This is a genomic window from Hyphomonas sp. UBA3601 (assembly GCF_002375605.1).
Classification (GTDB): Bacteria; Pseudomonadota; Alphaproteobacteria; order Caulobacterales; family Hyphomonadaceae; genus Hyphomonas.
Genome location: NZ_DFME01000077.1, coordinates 32,757 through 48,770 on the forward strand (window position 1 = coordinate 32,757; position 16,014 = coordinate 48,770).

Here is a 16,014-nt window from a genome sequence, read left to right on the forward strand (position 1 = left end):
TCTGATGATCGTCTGAATGGCGGTAGCAATTTCTACATCAATCAGGATCCAGACAGCCCGTACTTCGGCCAGCCTTACGGCACGCACCAGAATCCGTTCTCAATCGGCGCACCCATTGGATATGTCGTGCAATCTACCGCCAGCTTCGGCGATGGTGGTCTGACGAAAGGTTTCGGGACGACTGATCAGAGGGAGTCTGGTTATGTCGATTACGGTCTGAATGCACGGGCCACTTATACGGTCAATGAGTATATCGAACTCGTCGCAGGTCTCCAGAATACTACCTATAAAGACAATTCTGACGACTCATTCGGCGTCAAGGATGTCAAGCTCACGAGTACGGGTGTCTATGGCGACCTAAGGCTCTCCCTGCCAATGCTGGATGGTTTCAGTGGGTCATTTGCCGCTCGTCAGGACTTCAACGACAATTTCGATGATCAGTCGATCTGGAAAGTCGGGCTGCGTCAGAACCTAGGATACGGTATCTATGCGCGGGGGTCTGGCGGCACGTCGTACAGTCTGCCGAAGATCGACGAAATCGGCGCATTCGGACCGGGCGCGAACATCAACCCTGGTCTGGAACCACAGGAAGTCAGCGCGTTTAACGTCGGGGCCGGTATCGATGGTGACATTTTTGGCGGAACCTACAATGTCGAGATCGGGTACTTTGAAACAGAAATCGAAAATCTTTTCTCCAGCCGGGCTATTGGTGCGGTCTGTTATGAATATGCCAATGATGTTGCAAACCCATTGTTCAACAATCTGAACAATGACACCGCAGCGATTGAACAGAACCGTCGGAACATCATTCCGCCGAGCGAATTCTGCGCCACGGCTGCAGCGGGCCTGAATGATCCTGGCGAAACAGTTGCGGTGAACGCGCTGCGTCAGCAGGATATTGAAGGCTTTACGATTGACGTCGCTTTCGACTTTGATCAGTGGCAGGCAGACTTCAGCTATACTGATATGGAGTCGCTGGAGCCGAACCCAGTCTTTGGAACGATGGCGCGCCTGGATGGCTCCACTACCGACCTTGGCTTTGTCGTGCCGGGGAAGGCTGGAAGCGCGGAGTATCGCCAATCTTCAGAACGTCCGGAATGGACGCTGTCCGGCCTCATCACCTACACGCCAACAGACCGCTGGACATTTGCACTGAACCCGCGCTTGCAAGGGCCGGAATGGGCATATGCGGGCACCAGCCTGGCGCGCATGGTGGATGAGAACGGAAACCGAGTAGTCGAAGATCTGAACTTCGGTGACTATTTCGTCCTCAATGGATCTGTTCAGTATTTCCTTGGCGAGGAGAAGCAGCACCGTTTCCTCATTCGCGGCGTGAACTTGCTGGATGAAGAATATTACGAGCGAGCTTCCGGTGGCTCGGGCTATAGCCGGGACCGTGCCGTGGTGCGCGGAGAAGTGGGCCCGAACGACAGTGCATACTACCGCCAGTATGGGTGGAACGGCAAACCGCGTTCGTTCTGGATCCAGTACGAGTACTCGTTCTAGTCATCCAATGGTCTGACCCTGTGTGAACAGGGGCAGGCTCGCCCCGATTGGATGATTAAAGGCTGCCGGCGTCTGTCCCACATGTCGGCAGCCACCCCTCTTCGCGTGTGGATGGAAGGACTCTCAATGTTTTCTCGTCGATTGTTTCTGGCGTCTTCTGGCGCTGCTCTTTGGGTGCCTAAACTGGCAAACGCTCAAAACGGCAAGCAGCACTTCACGTTGGGCGTCGCATCAGGATCGCCCCGGCCCAGCAGTGTGATTTTGTGGACGCGACTGGCCCCCAATCCGCTGCAAGGCGGCGGTATGCCGTCGGGCGTGGCGCAAGTGCGATATCGTGTGTGCACTGATGAGGAAATGCGAAAGACGTTGATGGATGGCATCGCCACCACAGCCGAAGACAAGGCACATTCGGTGCATGTGCGTATCGAAGGCTTGCGGCCGGGTCGGGAGTATTTCTATCAATTTTATTATGGCGACGAAGAAAGTCCTGTCGGGCGGACACGAACATCAAGCCCCGATGACGACTCTGCCAGGATCGCGCTGGCCTATTGCCAACACTACGAGTCCGGTCACTACGCGGCCTATCGTGATCTTGCGGAATGGGTGCCCGACTGCGTCGTTCATACCGGAGATTATATCTATGAGGGCGGCATCAGTCCGCTTGGCGCGCGGATGCGCGATGTGGGGGGCGGGGAGCGGCGTTTGTTTGAGACCGTGCGCCAGCACAATAGCGACGAAATTACCACCTTATGGGACTATCGAAATCGTTATGCGCTCTACCGTTCCGATCCACACCTTCAGGCGGCACACGCTATTGCGCCCTGGATCGTCGCGATGGATGATCACGAGGTCGATAATAACTGGGCCTCAAACACGCCTCAGGACCCGGAAAAGCAGACGCAGCTCGAATTCCAGGTTCGTAAATATGCAGCTTTCAAGGCCTATTATGAGCATATGCCGATCGAAGAGCCGCCCACTCTGCGAGATATGAGGCCTGCGCTGAAGCTCTACAACAAGTACGTGTTCGGGCCTGCTCAGATACATTTGCTGGATACGCGTCAGTTCCGGTCGGACCAGCCGTGCGGCGATGGCCGCAAGCCGCTTTGTTCAGATGCGACAGATCCGGCTCGCACCATGTTGGGTGCAGAACAGGAAGCTTGGCTGAGCCGTGAGCTCAAGCAGTCCAGCTCCGCTTTCAATGTCATCGCAACGCAAACCTGGTTCACTCCTTATCGCTACAATGCGCCGCCTGACGGTCCGGTCACCAATGTGGACAGCTGGGACGGCTATCCGGCTGCGCGCAACCGGCTCTCGTCCGTCTTGGCAAATGACGTGTCGAACCCCGTTTTCCTGACAGGGGATTGGCACACCGCCATGGCATCGACTCTGTATGAAAAGCCCTTCGATCCAACATCGAAGCGCATCGGCCATGAACTCGTGGGTGGTCCCATTTCCTCCGGGTGCCCCTGGGCGCGGGATATGGAGGTCATGCGGAGCGCGAACCCTCACGTTTCCCACTTGAATGGACAGCAGCGGGGCTATCTGCGAGCCACGTTTACCTCCGACAATTGTCATGGAGAGTTCCGCGTCGTCGAGGATGCTGGCCGAGCCAATTCACCTGTTTTCACCGATATTGAAATTCGAACCAAAGACATCTGATGTTTCCCGAACCCGGCACCACTCAAGCCAAGTGCCTATCCTAAAGAGGACCAAGCCCATGTTTTCAAAGATCAGCCTGATTGCTGCGTGTACATCGCTTTATGTTTCCACCGCTGTTGCGCATGAGCGTGCGGTAGAGTTTCCTGACACGGAAGATGGCAGCGTCGTTTTGGCCGCCGACCTGCACACTCATTCGGTATTTTCAGACGGCGAAGTCTGGCCGTCCATTCGGGTCAAGGAGGCCCATCTGGACGGACTGGAAGTTCTGGCGGTAACTGAGCATTTGGAGCATCAGCCACACAAGGCCGACATGCCGCATCCGGACCGGAACAGGTCTTATGAGATTGCTGAAGGCGTACGGGCAGATTCGGAGTTCGACCTGATGGTTATCAATGGCGCGGAGGTCACTCGCGATATGCCCTATGGGCATATCAACGCCATCTTCCTGAGTGATGCGAACGCGCTTCTGACTGAAGAACCAAAGCAGGCCATGAAGGCGGCGAAGGCCCAAGGGGCGTTTGTGTTCTTGAACCATCCGAATTGGTTGCCGCATGTGTCGGATGGGATTGCGCGTCTCAGTGACTATCACAAGGATCTGATCGCGGAGGGCCTGCTTCAGGGCATCGAGGTCGTGAATGGAACTTTGGATGGGCACTCCGAACATGCGCTCCAGATTGCCCTAGACAATAATCTGACCGTAATGGGCACGTCTGACATCCATGGCCTTGTGGATTGGACCCATAATGCCGGAGCTGGCGGGCATCGCCCGATGACGCTCGTATTGGCTTCGGATCGTAGCGAAGCGGCCTTCAAACGGGCTTTGTTTGATGGCCGTACAGTGGCCTGGTCTTATGACGACCTGCTCGGCCGGGAAGAGCATGTGAAGGCAGTGGTTGATGCCTGTCTCACTCTTGAGGCTGAACCGGCCGTGCGTGACTACACAGTGATCTCCGCGAAAATCGTCAATACTTGCCCGGTAAATTTCACTCTGCTTAATCAGGGAGAGGAAACGTTCCAGAACACCGGCGATGTGCTGAATGTAAAACGGGATGGGGAGACGGCGGTTGCTGTGCGCACCAAAACCGGCAAAGGTCAGATGGTTCTGACCGTTGATGTACTGAACGCCCAGATTGGCTTTCGCAAAGCCTTGACGACACGTCTTGTGACAGCGATTCCCGCTCAATAGCTCTCGGATCGTTCCGGAAATTCCTATCTCCTGTCAGAGCGCACATCCCCATGGGATGTGCGCTTTCCTCTTCGTGACGGCAAAGTTCATTTCAAACCCCAAGATGCAATTGACTTGCAATAACATTTCCCCTAGTCGGCAGTTAATACTGAGACACATTCTCATAAATGCAAATCCAAGGGGTAAATTTGATGCGAGTATCGCGGGTCAGCGCTGTCAGTACTGTTGCGCTTCTTATAGGTGTGGCATCTGCCGCTCCGGTCTGGGCGCAGACTTCGGACACGGACCGGGCCGAAGAGAGCCGTCAGGAAACGGTGATCGTGACCGGTACGACCGGATCTTTTGGTGCGACCAAGAACGAAACACCGATCGTCGAGACGGCACGCTCGCTCTCCGTCGAAACATCCGACATGTTCATAGACAAGGGCGCCTTGCGGCTGGTCGATACGCTGACCTATGTGGCGGGTGTGACTGCCGAGCCCTATGGCTTCTCAACCCGCGGTGATTTCCCATTCTCCCGTGGTCTAAGCATACCGCGTTATCGTGACTCCATTCAGGAACTCTTCGGTAGCTACAACTCCACTCGTGCCGACGTATACACGATTGAGCAAGTTGAAGTGCTCAAAGGTCCAGCTTCGGTACTCTATGGTCAGGGGTCACCGGGCGGTATCGTCAACTATGTTTCGAAAACGCCGTTGGAAGACTTTGGCGGCGAGATCGCGGCACAAGTGGGAAACAATGATCACTACCAGATTGCAGGTGACGTAACCGGGCCAGTCGCAGGTTCAGATGGCAAGCTGCTGTATCGTCTGGTTGGCCTCTATCGCGACACAGGTACGCAGATTGATCAGGTTGACGAGACGACGACGGTTTTCATGCCATCACTCAGCTGGTTGCCGACGACAGATACCAAGTTTACAGTGATCGGACTTCTTCAGGATACCGATAGCGATGCAGCCGCCCAGTTCATTCCGGTCGAAGGTACGCTCAATCCGCTCAGTTCTTCAGGCGGCTACCTGAACAACAATGTCTATGCCGGTGAGCCTGGTTTCAACCGTTATAATACGGACTCACAGCAAATTACCTTGTTGGGTGAACATCGCATCAATGATGTGTTCAAGCTGGAGGGCACGGCGCTTTGGCGGTCCGGCGAGGCCGACTATCAACAAGCTTGGCCGGTCTTCTACGGTCCGCGCTATCTGAACCAGATTCTCGATGCCACACCTGCCTTGCAGGCTGCGGCAGACCTGCAGGGACTGACGTTCACCGACACGACCGTGCCCCGTACATTCTATCAAGGTGACAATACGTTCGACCAGATGGCAGGCGACTTGCGCCTCCGCGCAGAATTTGCCACCGGCAAGTTCGATCACCATGTCCTCGCCGGGATGCAGTATCAAGACGTCGAAACCGACAGTGACTCTGCATACTATTTCGGCGGCGGGGTTCTGGCCGGCGACTTCCGTTATGTTCTCGATCTGGCGAACCCGGTTTATGGAAACTATCCAGACCAGGCGACATTTGACGCGATCTACAGTGACACACCCGCTTCGAACGTCGAAGACTTCGGCATCTATCTTTCCGACCAGATATCCTACGAAAACTGGCGTTTCACGCTGGGCCTGCGCAGCGATAGTGTCGAGAATGACAGCGGTACGACCGTCCAGGATGACGACGCGATATCGACCAGCGTTGGCGTACTCTATCGATTCGACAACGGTTTTGCGCCATATGCCAGCTATTCGGAATCCTTCGAGACCGTTGTCGGAACTGATACGCTCACCAACAATCCGCTGAAACCTCAGGAGGCCCGTCAGTATGAAGTGGGTATCAAGTATGAACCTGAAGCCTTACCGGGATTGATCACGTTCAACTATTTCGACATCGAAATCTCCAATTTGTCCAACCCGAACTCCCTGCCGGGTGCCGCCTCGCAACAGGAAGGCGTTGGCAAGCTGAAAGGCTTCGAATTCGAGAGCCACGTTCAGATTGATGAAGTCTATCTGCAGGCATCCATTTCCACGCTCGATGCGGAAGACCCGAACGGATTCCAGTTGGCGGCTGCACCGGAAACGCAGGCGTCTTTGTGGACTACATGGCGTCCAGACGGTCGTTGGTCCGGTTTCAAATCAGGCGCAGGTATCCGTTATGTGGGCGAGACCGTTTCCGAGAACGGAACCGTCCGCTACGTGACGCCAGACTATACGCTAGGCGACCTGATGGTCGGTTACGAGTGGGACACATGGGATTTTCAGGTCAATGCACGCAATCTGACCGACGAAGACTATCTCACGGGTTGCTTGACGCGGGGGGATTGTTTTCCTGGCCAGCGCCGAACGGTCGTAGCCAGCCTGCGCTACAAATTCTAAGGCGGGCGCTATATGAGCCATGCTGACTATATCCTGGCGATCCTTGCCTCGGTCGGAGGCATATTCGGTCTTGCGCTGCTCTTCGCAGTGTGGCGCAAGCCGGGGCGCCCGGTCCTTCTGGTGCTCGGATGGGCGCTGGTGGCCGCAAGTCTTGTCGTATGGTTTGTTGTCAATTTTGATCGCGGTGTCGCACAGGTCGCCTCGCTCCTGATGCTGATCGTGGCCGGGGCGATCACTCTGCCGGGGCTGCGCGGAACCAACGGCCTGCAAGCGCCTGTCCGAAATCGCGAGGTACCTGATCGCGCACGCCGGTCACCCTTGCAGATGACAGCCGACATCGGTTCCGGAATATGGACGTTTCTGCTGGCCGGACCGGCTGCAGGTGCGATCTCTCTATATGCTGGAGGGGCGCTCCTGCGCCTTACCAAACCGGAAATAGGCAATCCGACGAATGCCGTGGTGGTGGCCTTCCTCTTCAGCTTATCCCTATGGGCCGTATTGAGCACGTTGGTGCTCATGGAAAAACGCAAATTACGTCGCAGCGTCTATGTGGTGGTCGCCTTGGCGGCCGTGCTCTGCGCCGCTCTCATTTAGCTTGTCGAGACTCTTCCTATGGCAAAATCCCTCTGGCCAAAATCTTCAAGTGAACGTGTTGATTCCGCCCTGTCGGCGCACTCTGTCATGGGGCTGGTAATCAGCGCTTTGCTATTTGTCATCTGTGTGAGTGGCACGATTGCCGTGTTTGAGGACGAGCTGGAATGGTGGGAGCAAGCGGGCACTCCGACGGTGCACGAAGTTTCTCCATCCGTGATGCAAGCGACTGCCGAAGAAGTGCTCAAGCGCGATCCCGAAACGACGCATCTCTACATGTATCCTCCGCGGGAAAACTGGCCCCGGTTTGTGGCTGGTGGGGACAATGGCATATTCGTGTTGAATGAGTCCGGTGAATTCGTGCGCCAACTGGAGGCGCCTTGGAACGATTTCCTTATTGAACTCCATTACTATCTCACCATGCCGCACAGTCTCGGCATCATCATTGTTGCCATATTTGGTGTCATGCTCGTGTCTATGGCAGTCTCGGGACTGCTCGCGCATCCGCGTATCTTCCGGGATGCTTTCCGATTTCGGCGCACCGGCCAGGCGCGGCTGGCTCAGGCCGACCTTCATAATCGTCTCAGCGTCTGGACGACGCCTTTCCTCATTGCTGTGGCGGGAACTGGTGCGATGATCGGACTGTTCGGTGTCGTGGCATTCGTTTTTGCACAGACCAATTTTGGTGGCGACACGAAGAAGCTTAGTGAGGCGATCTTCGGCGGTGAAATCCTCGAAGCTGACGCCACGCCTGCACCCATTACCGGCGTGGATACGGCGCTCATCAATCTCGATCGCGATATACCTGAGGCAAACCCTTTCATTGTGATCATTCATGAGCCTGGAACCAAAAGTCAGCACATCGAGATCTATGGCGACGAGACCAATCGCCTGATTTATGGGGAAACCTATACCTATTCGACGGATGGCAAGTTGCTTGCGACCGGGCACAATTCCGACGGGCCGGTTGGTCAACAGATCGCCATGTCGATGTATCGGCTTCATTTCGGTGATTTCGGCGGCGCGCTGATGAAGTCGATCTATTTCCTGTTGGGCATCATGCTCTGTATTGTCGTTGCCACCGGCTTGAACATCTATTTCCTCAAGCGCCGCGAGAAGGGGCGTGCGGCACCGCGTCTGGAAGCGATGTGGAGTGGTTGGATCTGGGGCAGTATGGCCATGTTCCCGATTACGCTGACGGTTAGTCTTCTGGGTGTCAGTGGCGGTTGGCTGATCGCGATGTTCTGGCTTGGATCAATCGTGTTTTCAGGTGTTGCAACTGCATGGATGAGTGCAGCGTCGGCGGGCCTGATGTTTCGTGCAATCTTTGGCGCGGCCTTGCTCTCTGCATCTCTGGTTCATCTGCTGCGCGGCGACATGGATTGGACCAATGCCTACATGGTGACCATCTCCGTGGCTCTGCTTGCCACAGGGGGAGCTTTTGTTGCGAAGGCGCTTTGGTCCAAGCGGTTCAGTGCAGAGCCAGCGACGACTGTTCAGGCTGGCTGAGGCAAACTATGCCTGACTTCAATGAAAGTCCCTGCTTCGCGGGATCACTCGGACATTGCGGGGGTGTTGACCGCTTGTCCGTTGTGCCGGGCCCTTGCGTTCGGGAATTGGGCGTGTGACCTCGTCGGCGCGGTCGAGAACCCTTTTCAACGGATCATCTCCAATATCCTCTGACAGGTGAACAAGGTCTCCCGTCCGGTCTATCAACTGGTTCGCCACGATGTGGGTAACATTGTCGGCGGTTTGAACGCGGCCCTTCACCATCAAGACACGCGCACCCATCACGACTGGCCGAAAGCGTTCGAACACGTTCGGCCAGACAACCAGATTGGCGATGCCGGTCTCGTCCTCAATGGTGATGAAACAGACCCCGCTGGCCGAACCCGGGCGTTGACGCACCAGTACGACACCTGCCGTTTGAACCCGTGCACCATTTGGCAAATGGCACGCCTCCTGCGTTGAGACGACGCCCATCCTGTTATAGCCCGCTCTCAGAAAGGAGACCGGATGGTCCTTCAATGAGAGGCGGGTCGTTTGGTAATCCTGCAGGACTTGTTCTGAGCGCGGCATGAGGGGGAGTATTGGCACCTGTTCGGCTCCCTGTTCTGCCGCATCAGCTGCAGCGAACAGGGGCAGCGTGTTGCCGCTGGTTTCGCCACGTACGCTCCATAGGGCCTCGCGCCGGCTAAGCTGCATTGAGCCGAATGCATCTGCTGCGGCGAGTAGTTCAAGCGACCGGCGGCTGACTCTTGCTCGTCGGCGAATATCTTCTGGGTGGTCGTAGGCATTGCCCCGGGCAATCATCATCGCTTCCATCTCGTCTTCGCGCAGACCGTCCACCTGTCTGAAACCGAGACGAACAGCACAATATGTCCCGTCCGTTGGTTCCAGCGTATTGTTCCAATCCGAAAGATTCACATCCACGGGACGGATTTCCACGCCATGCTCGCGGGCATCCCGCACAATCTGCGCGGGCGCATAGAAGCCCATGGGCTGGCTGTTCAGCAGCGCTGCGCAGAAAACATCCGGATGATGCCGCTTTAGCCAGCTCGAGACGTAAACAAGGTGGGCAAAGGAAGCGGCATGGCTTTCTGGAAATCCATACTCGCCGAAGCCCTTCACCTGGTCGAAGCATCGTGCCGCGAAGGTCGCATCATAGCCGCGCGCGATCATACGCTCGACCATCATGTCCTGATAGTTGCCAATCGTCCCCATTTTGCGGAAAGTGGCCATCGCCCGGCGCAGACCATTGGCTTCATCGGCTGAGAACTTTGCAGCATCCATGGCAATCTGCATCGCCTGCTCCTGAAACAAGGGCACGCCCAGCGTGCGACTGAGGATGCGTTCGAGTTCATCTGGCGGTCCATGCTCAGGTGCCGGTGAAGGATAAGTTATGGTTTCAAGGCCTTTCCGGCGACGCAGATAGGGATGCACCATATCACCCTGAATGGGGCCGGGCCGGACGATCGCGACCTCGATTACAAGGTCATAGAAAGTACGTGGCCGCAGGCGCGGCAGCATGTTCATCTGTGCCCGGCTTTCCACCTGAAATACACCGAGGCTGTCACCTTCGCAGAGCATCTCATACGTGGCCTCATCATCCTGTGGGATGGTGGCGAGTGTATACTCCAACCCCTTGTGCAGCTGAAGCAGGTCAAATGCCTTCCGGATACAGGTCAGCATGCCGAGGGCCAGAATATCCACCTTCATGATACCGAGGGCATTAATATCGTCCTTGTCCCATTCAATGAAAGTGCGCTCGTCCATGGCGGCATTGCCGATGGGGACTGTCTCGACCAAGGGTCCGCGCGTCAGAACAAAGCCGCCGACATGCTGTGACAGGTGCCGCGGGAAACCAATCAGCTGCTGGGTGAGCAGAATGGCCCGGCGGATCATTGGATTGGCCGGGTCGAGCCCGGCCTGGCGGATCTGATCTGGATTGATGGCGCTGCCCCAACTACCCCAGACCGTTCCGGCGAGGGCGGCGGATATATCTTCGGTCAGGCCGAGCGCCTTGCAGACCTCCCGCACGGCCGAGCGCGGTCGATAGGAAATCACCGTGGCGGTCAGGGCCGCCTTGTGTCGGCCATAGCGATTGTAGACATACTGAATGACTTCCTCGCGGCGCTCATGTTCAAAATCGACATCGATATCCGGTGGCTCTTTGCGTTCCTTTGACAGGAATCGTTCGAACAGGAGGCTGGTCAGGGCCGGGTCTACATTGGTGATTCCTATACAATAGCAAACTGCCGAATTCGCTGCGGAGCCACGCCCCTGGCATAGGATGTCCTGCTCGCGTGCCCAAGCCACGATATCGTTCACGGTCAGGAAATAGCGCGCATAATCCAGCTCCTCGATCAGGGCGAGCTCCTTGTTGAGGGCGGCGCTGACTTTGCCTGGAATGCCATCCGGATAGCGCCATTGCGCGCCTTTCCAGGTGAGGTCATGAAGGTGTTCCTGCGGTGTCTTTCCCACCGGGACAGGTTCGTCGGGATACTCGTAGGAAAGCTCATCTAGGCTGAAGTTGCAGCGCTCTGCGATCTCGACGGTTCGATGCAAGGCTGGCTCGAACCCTTTGAAAAGTCGAGCCATTTCGTCTGGTGATTTCAAATGACGTTCAGCATTGGCCTCCAGTCGGTAGCCTGCTTGCTCTATCGTGCAGTGCGTGCGGATGCAGGTGAGCACGTCCTGCAGCGGGCGGCGTTCCGGGGTATGGTAGAGCACGTCATTTGTCGCCACGATCGGCACACCCTGCCAGGCGCAAAAATCGGCGAGGCGGGCAATCCGTTCCCGATTACGGCCATGATAGGCATAGCTGGCCGCCACATAGACGTTGCCTGGCGCGCGTGCCGCGAACCGTTCCAGGACTTCGGCAAAGGTCGTGTCTAACTTGTCCGGCGGCTGGAAAATGAAGACCTGTCCTTCGGCATGGGCAAGAATGTTTTCCAGCGTGATCAGGCAGTCGCCTTTTTCCGCTTGCAATTTACCGGCCGATAAAAGGTACGAAAGGTGCCCATAAGCTGTCCGGTTCTTTGGATAGCAAATCACTTCCGGGCCGTCCGTCGGCACGAGGCGCGCACCGACGAGGAGAGGCAGGCCGGCTTCTTTTGCCGCGATATGGGCGCGCACGACACCGGCAAGCGTATTATGGTCTGCAACACCGATGGCGACATGCCCCAATTGTTTGGCGGTCAGGACGAGTTCTTCTGCATGTGAGGCACCGTGCAAAAAAGAAAAATTCGTCGTAACGGAGAGTTCGGCATAGTCGGTCATGCGAAGAGGCCGTGTACATACCATTCGGGCGCGCCGCCACGCCCATCGCCATAAAGTCCTTCCCGGAACAGCCAATAACGCCGCCCCTCCGCGTCCTCTACACGGTAATAGTCCCGCGCGCGCGGGAGGAGCTTTACCGGTCCGGATGGGGCATCCAGCATGGCCTCGAGATCTGCGCGCACATGCGCGATCTGGGCAGCATCGGCACGCGGGTCCATTTTGGGGGTGAGCCATTGGCGGGCCTGGCCTCTCAGCGCTGGCGGGGGCTGTGGCACGGCAATATGGGTCCACCATTCCGGAGCGATCCGTTCAGGTCCGTCGGCCCGCGTCACTGTACGCGGCACGCGACGCCAGATGAAGCGCAGCGGCGGGCCGTCCGGCACTTCGGCCATGACTGTGATGCGTTCCGGTGAGGACAGGAGGCGAATGGGGCGCGGTCCGGCAGCCGTGCTGTGGGTGGCGAGGACCGGGACATCGCCGATGAACTGCACTTGCCGTTCGGCGCGTTCCGGCACATGACTCTCTCGTGGTTGGACAAGGCTTACGGTGTGTTCGCCCAGCCGGGCCATGATCCGGTCGGCCAGCGCGGACAGGGCGGCAGTGTTCATGTCCGTCGAGGCGAGGTCGCCCGACAGCGCCATGGGGCTGGTCTCCATCTTGTCCGTGCGATGGGCTTCGAGCAAAAGCAGGTCGATACCAAAGCCGGGGTCAATCGAATCGATCCGTTCACGAAACAGGCGGAGAATGTGTTTCGGCTCACGCGCAGGGCGGGCGGTCTTCACTTCCAGTTCAGCGCGTGTACCGTCAGACTTGAAAGCCATGAGCAGAAAGTGCCGCGCGCCGAGACCAGCCGCACCGAGGGCCTCACACAGATCCTGCGCCAGTTGTTCGAGGCCAATTCCGATGGCTTCGCTGGTGGCAATCGGTTCCGGACAGTTCAACCGGGCGGATCGGATCGGCAGGGGACGCAGGGGCGCCAGTGGTTCATGGCGCAGGCCCAAGGCCTGGTCGAGCCTTAGGAGTACTGCATCGGCGGCGGATCTTGACTGGAAGCGCCGCCCCAGAGCTTTACGATCGATGCCGTAAAGCTGGCCGATCCGCGTGAGGCCGAAGCGGCGCAGCAGGGTTTCGGTGTCAGGCGACAGGCGCAGGGCTGCGACGGGAAGTTCGGCAAGGCCAGCCTGTTCTTCGCCTTCTTTCAGGCAGGTGCCCGGCGCAGCACGGGACAGAGCGGAGGCTGCGCCCGGCGTGCCGGCAAGGCCCAGCCTGTGCGGGATGGCATTGCGCTCCAGCAGATCGGATAGTGTCTCCATCATGGCCAGTTCGCCGCCATAGAGGTGTTCGCACCCCGTGGTCTCCAGGATGAGGCCGTCAGTGCCATCAATCGCGATCAGCGGCGTAAACCGGATCATCCAGTCGCCAAGTGCGGACAGGGCACGGATGTCGGCGACCGGGTCCATGTCCTCGGTAACAAGGTTGGGCACGCGGGCCCGTGCATCGGTGAAGACCAACCCCTCTGTTATGCCAAGCTGACGGGCAGGGTCATTGGCAGCGGCGATGCGCAGACCCTTGGTGCTGTTTTCAAGCAGGGCAAAGGGCAGGTGGGGATCAGGCGGTTTGCCGGAGGCCGGGCGGGCCGATCCGGTCCTGAGGCCGCGGCGAGCGCGCCGGAGCCGGGTCAGCGGCCAGTCCGGAAACCACACGCAAAGATAGCGTTTCATCGTCAAGCTCCAGATCAAAGGATTGCCCTGCCATGTGCGGGGCCTGGCGGGACCGTTCGAGCACAGCCTTCCAGCGGAGCGCTCCGGGGGCATGCGTGTCATAACGGTTGGGGGATGAGGGACGGGGGGAAAGACGCCACCGGGCACTGGCAGCGGTGGCGCCGTCCCGCGTATAGGGCATCAACAGGATGACCGGCGTGCCATGCCGCCCGGATACAAGTGCGAGACGGCGCGAGGCGGTGAAACTGGCATCCTCCAATTCTGCAATCACCAGTGAGGCCACACCGGAGCGGATGGCTTCTTCGGTGGCCCAGAGAGCTTCTGCAGGCTTGCGCGGGGTGATGTTCAGGCTTGGGGGCAGGTCCGGGGCGACTTCTCGGCAGCCAGCCTGAAGGAGGCCGCCATGGGCCTGTTTCAGGCTGGACTGGCGGATCCAGATAACAGGGCCCTTGCGACGTGTGCGTGCCGCGAGCGCAAAGCCGGTCATCGCCGGAAAGTCCCCGTGTGAGGTCTCGCAGATCTCATGGACACCTGCCTCTCCCAGACCGAGTGGAAAAGACAGGCTCGGCTGCTGCTGAGGCGGGAAGCTATGAAACGCGTCCTTCAGGGAAGATGGGATTGAGGCCATTTGTTCATTATTTGTTCTTATCACATTGAGTCAACTGACTCCGTCGAGCAGAAAGGATTTCAACAGGTACAGTGGCGGTTTCTGACGGACTTGTCCTGTAATGGATTATTCAGGACGAGGTTGGCCAAGCCGTAGCAGAAAGATCTGTGGAGCAGTGCTGACGCTGGCGACAAATGCCCGCGTGTCGGCCGTCAGGTATGTGTGAAAACAAGAAGCAGCAGGATCGGCAAGGCAAAGCCCGCAATCGTAAGTGGCCATGTGCTGGGGCGGCGCGTGGAATGCATCTGCAGCAACCAGAGCCCTGACGCACAGAACAAGACAACTGCAATGGCGAACAGGTCGAGAAACAATGTCCAGGCGAAGCCAGTATTTCGGCCCTTGTGCAGGTCGTTGAGATAGGCGACCGCGCCGCGACTGGTTTTTTCGAACATGACTTCGCCGGTCTCACGGTCAATGCTGATCCAGGCATCTCCACCGGGCCGGGGCAGGGTGATATACGCGTCAAAATCGGTCCATTCGACCGGGCGGCCTGATGTATCAAAGCTCGTCTCAGATTTGAGATAGGTCGCGACCTCGGCGGGCAGGACGGACTCGGCGCCAGTCTTCGCATGTTCATCAAGTAGCGTGACCAGCTCGCCTGGCAGGATGCTCTCGCCTTCGATGGTTTTTGGCTTTGAGGTAAGATCGCTGGCATGATTGAGCGTAATGCCAGTCGCCGCGAACAGCATCATGCCGACAAGACAGAGCGCGCCAGACATCCAGTGAACGGTTCGCACCTGACGCTTGATGAACATTTTCAAGGATGCGCGTTTTGCGGGGGCGGTCTGGGAGAGGCTCATTCCGTCAGGGCTCATTATCTGTAATGCGCCGTCTGAAGTTCGGCGCGGTCTGGTGGAGTTTCGCCTCCTAACATGCGCGAATATGCGTCTGCAAGTCATTCTCAATGCGTGTGTGCAATTGACTTGCTGCGGGCCTGTTGGTCTAGCCAAGGCGTATACGTTTCCTGACCAGGCATCTGAATGCGCTACGCTCTTCTAGACTCATGTGATCCCGTCCGGGCCGCCACACTTTTCTATGGCGATGCGGCAACCCTCTGGCTCGATAGCGCGGATACCGATCACCCTTCATCACGCTGGTCATATCTCTGCATTGCACCAATCGCGACTTTGCAGGTTCGTGCGGAGGAGCTGTCACGCGGTGAGGATGGCTTCGCAGACAGGGCGGACGAAGTAAGGGCCTGGATACGCAGCACCGAACGGCAGCGCATTGCGGAAGGTCCCCCGTTCCAAGGCGGCGCGGCGGGCTATGTTTCCTATGACGCTGCGCCACTCTTCCTTGAGCGATTCCAGTCGCGACACATGCCGCGCTCTGATTTGATTGAATTCAACTTGTACGACACGTTGCTGGCATTCGATCTTGAGGGTCAGAAGACTTGGGTCATGTCGGCCGGGCTGAGGGCGGCGAACGCAGAAGAGGATGACGCGCTGGCAGATGCGAAGATTGCGGAGGTGCTGACCCGTCTTGGCGACACGCGGCGCGCCCCGGATGTCGACGTGCCATTGGGCTGGTCAC

At 57.7% G+C, this 16,014-nt stretch carries 9 protein-coding genes and 2 pseudogenes; 7 read left to right on the forward strand and 4 right to left on the reverse strand.

Annotation, left to right across the window (positions count from 1 at the left end; all coding sequences use genetic code 11):
* From B4F73_RS07775 to B4F73_RS07800, 6 genes and pseudogenes are all read left to right on the forward strand, one after another.
* A pseudogene (locus tag B4F73_RS07775) lies at positions 1–1,506 on the forward strand (TonB-dependent receptor); the annotation flags it as partial.
* 126 nt (positions 1,507–1,632) lie between these two features.
* Entirely contained in the window at positions 1,633–3,165 is a 1,533-nt protein-coding gene (locus tag B4F73_RS07780) for an alkaline phosphatase D family protein (RefSeq protein ID WP_290482931.1), read from the forward strand.
* Between the two features lie 58 nt (positions 3,166–3,223).
* The gene (locus B4F73_RS07785; RefSeq protein ID WP_290482932.1) at positions 3,224–4,351 is read left to right on the forward strand and encodes an Sb-PDE family phosphodiesterase; all 1,128 of its coding nucleotides are present in this window, start codon (positions 3,224–3,226) and stop codon (positions 4,349–4,351) included.
* 191 nt (positions 4,352–4,542) lie between these two features.
* Positions 4,543–6,720: a TonB-dependent siderophore receptor gene (locus B4F73_RS07790; protein ID WP_290482933.1), complete on the forward strand. Its 2,178-nt coding sequence runs from the start codon at positions 4,543–4,545 to the stop codon at positions 6,718–6,720.
* A 12-nt stretch (positions 6,721–6,732) separates the two neighbouring features.
* On the forward strand, positions 6,733–7,314 hold the full coding sequence (locus B4F73_RS07795) for a hypothetical protein (protein WP_290479400.1): 582 nt from the start codon (positions 6,733–6,735) through the stop codon (positions 7,312–7,314).
* Between the two features lie 18 nt (positions 7,315–7,332).
* Positions 7,333–8,820: a PepSY-associated TM helix domain-containing protein gene (locus B4F73_RS07800; protein ID WP_290482934.1), complete on the forward strand. Its 1,488-nt coding sequence runs from the start codon at positions 7,333–7,335 to the stop codon at positions 8,818–8,820.
* Positions 8,821–8,838: 18 nt separating this feature from the next.
* On the opposite strand, the gene B4F73_RS07805 is transcribed toward B4F73_RS07800, so the two are convergent.
* The 4 genes from B4F73_RS07805 to B4F73_RS07820 all read right to left on the reverse strand — a co-directional run bounded on the left by B4F73_RS07805 (position 8,839) and on the right by B4F73_RS07820 (position 15,281).
* Positions 8,839–12,093, reverse strand: coding sequence for an error-prone DNA polymerase (locus B4F73_RS07805; protein ID WP_290482935.1), 3,255 nt, complete (start codon positions 12,091–12,093; stop codon positions 8,839–8,841).
* Positions 12,090–13,814 (reverse strand): Y-family DNA polymerase, encoded by a 1,725-nt coding sequence (locus tag B4F73_RS07810; RefSeq protein WP_290482936.1) that lies wholly within the window; start codon positions 13,812–13,814, stop codon positions 12,090–12,092. The genes B4F73_RS07805 and B4F73_RS07810 overlap by 4 nt, the downstream gene beginning before the upstream one ends.
* On the reverse strand, positions 13,702–14,442 hold the full coding sequence (locus B4F73_RS07815) for an ImuA family protein (protein WP_290479404.1): 741 nt from the start codon (positions 14,440–14,442) through the stop codon (positions 13,702–13,704). Before B4F73_RS07815 ends, B4F73_RS07810 begins: the two co-directional genes overlap by 113 nt.
* Before the next feature lie 191 nt (positions 14,443–14,633).
* Complete coding sequence (locus tag B4F73_RS07820) at positions 14,634–15,281, reverse strand: PepSY-associated TM helix domain-containing protein (RefSeq protein WP_290482937.1); 648 nt, start codon at positions 15,279–15,281, stop codon at positions 14,634–14,636.
* 180 nt (positions 15,282–15,461) lie between these two features.
* Between B4F73_RS07820 and B4F73_RS07825 the strand changes: the two are divergent.
* Positions 15,462–16,014, forward strand: a pseudogene (locus B4F73_RS07825) (hypothetical protein); the annotation flags it as partial.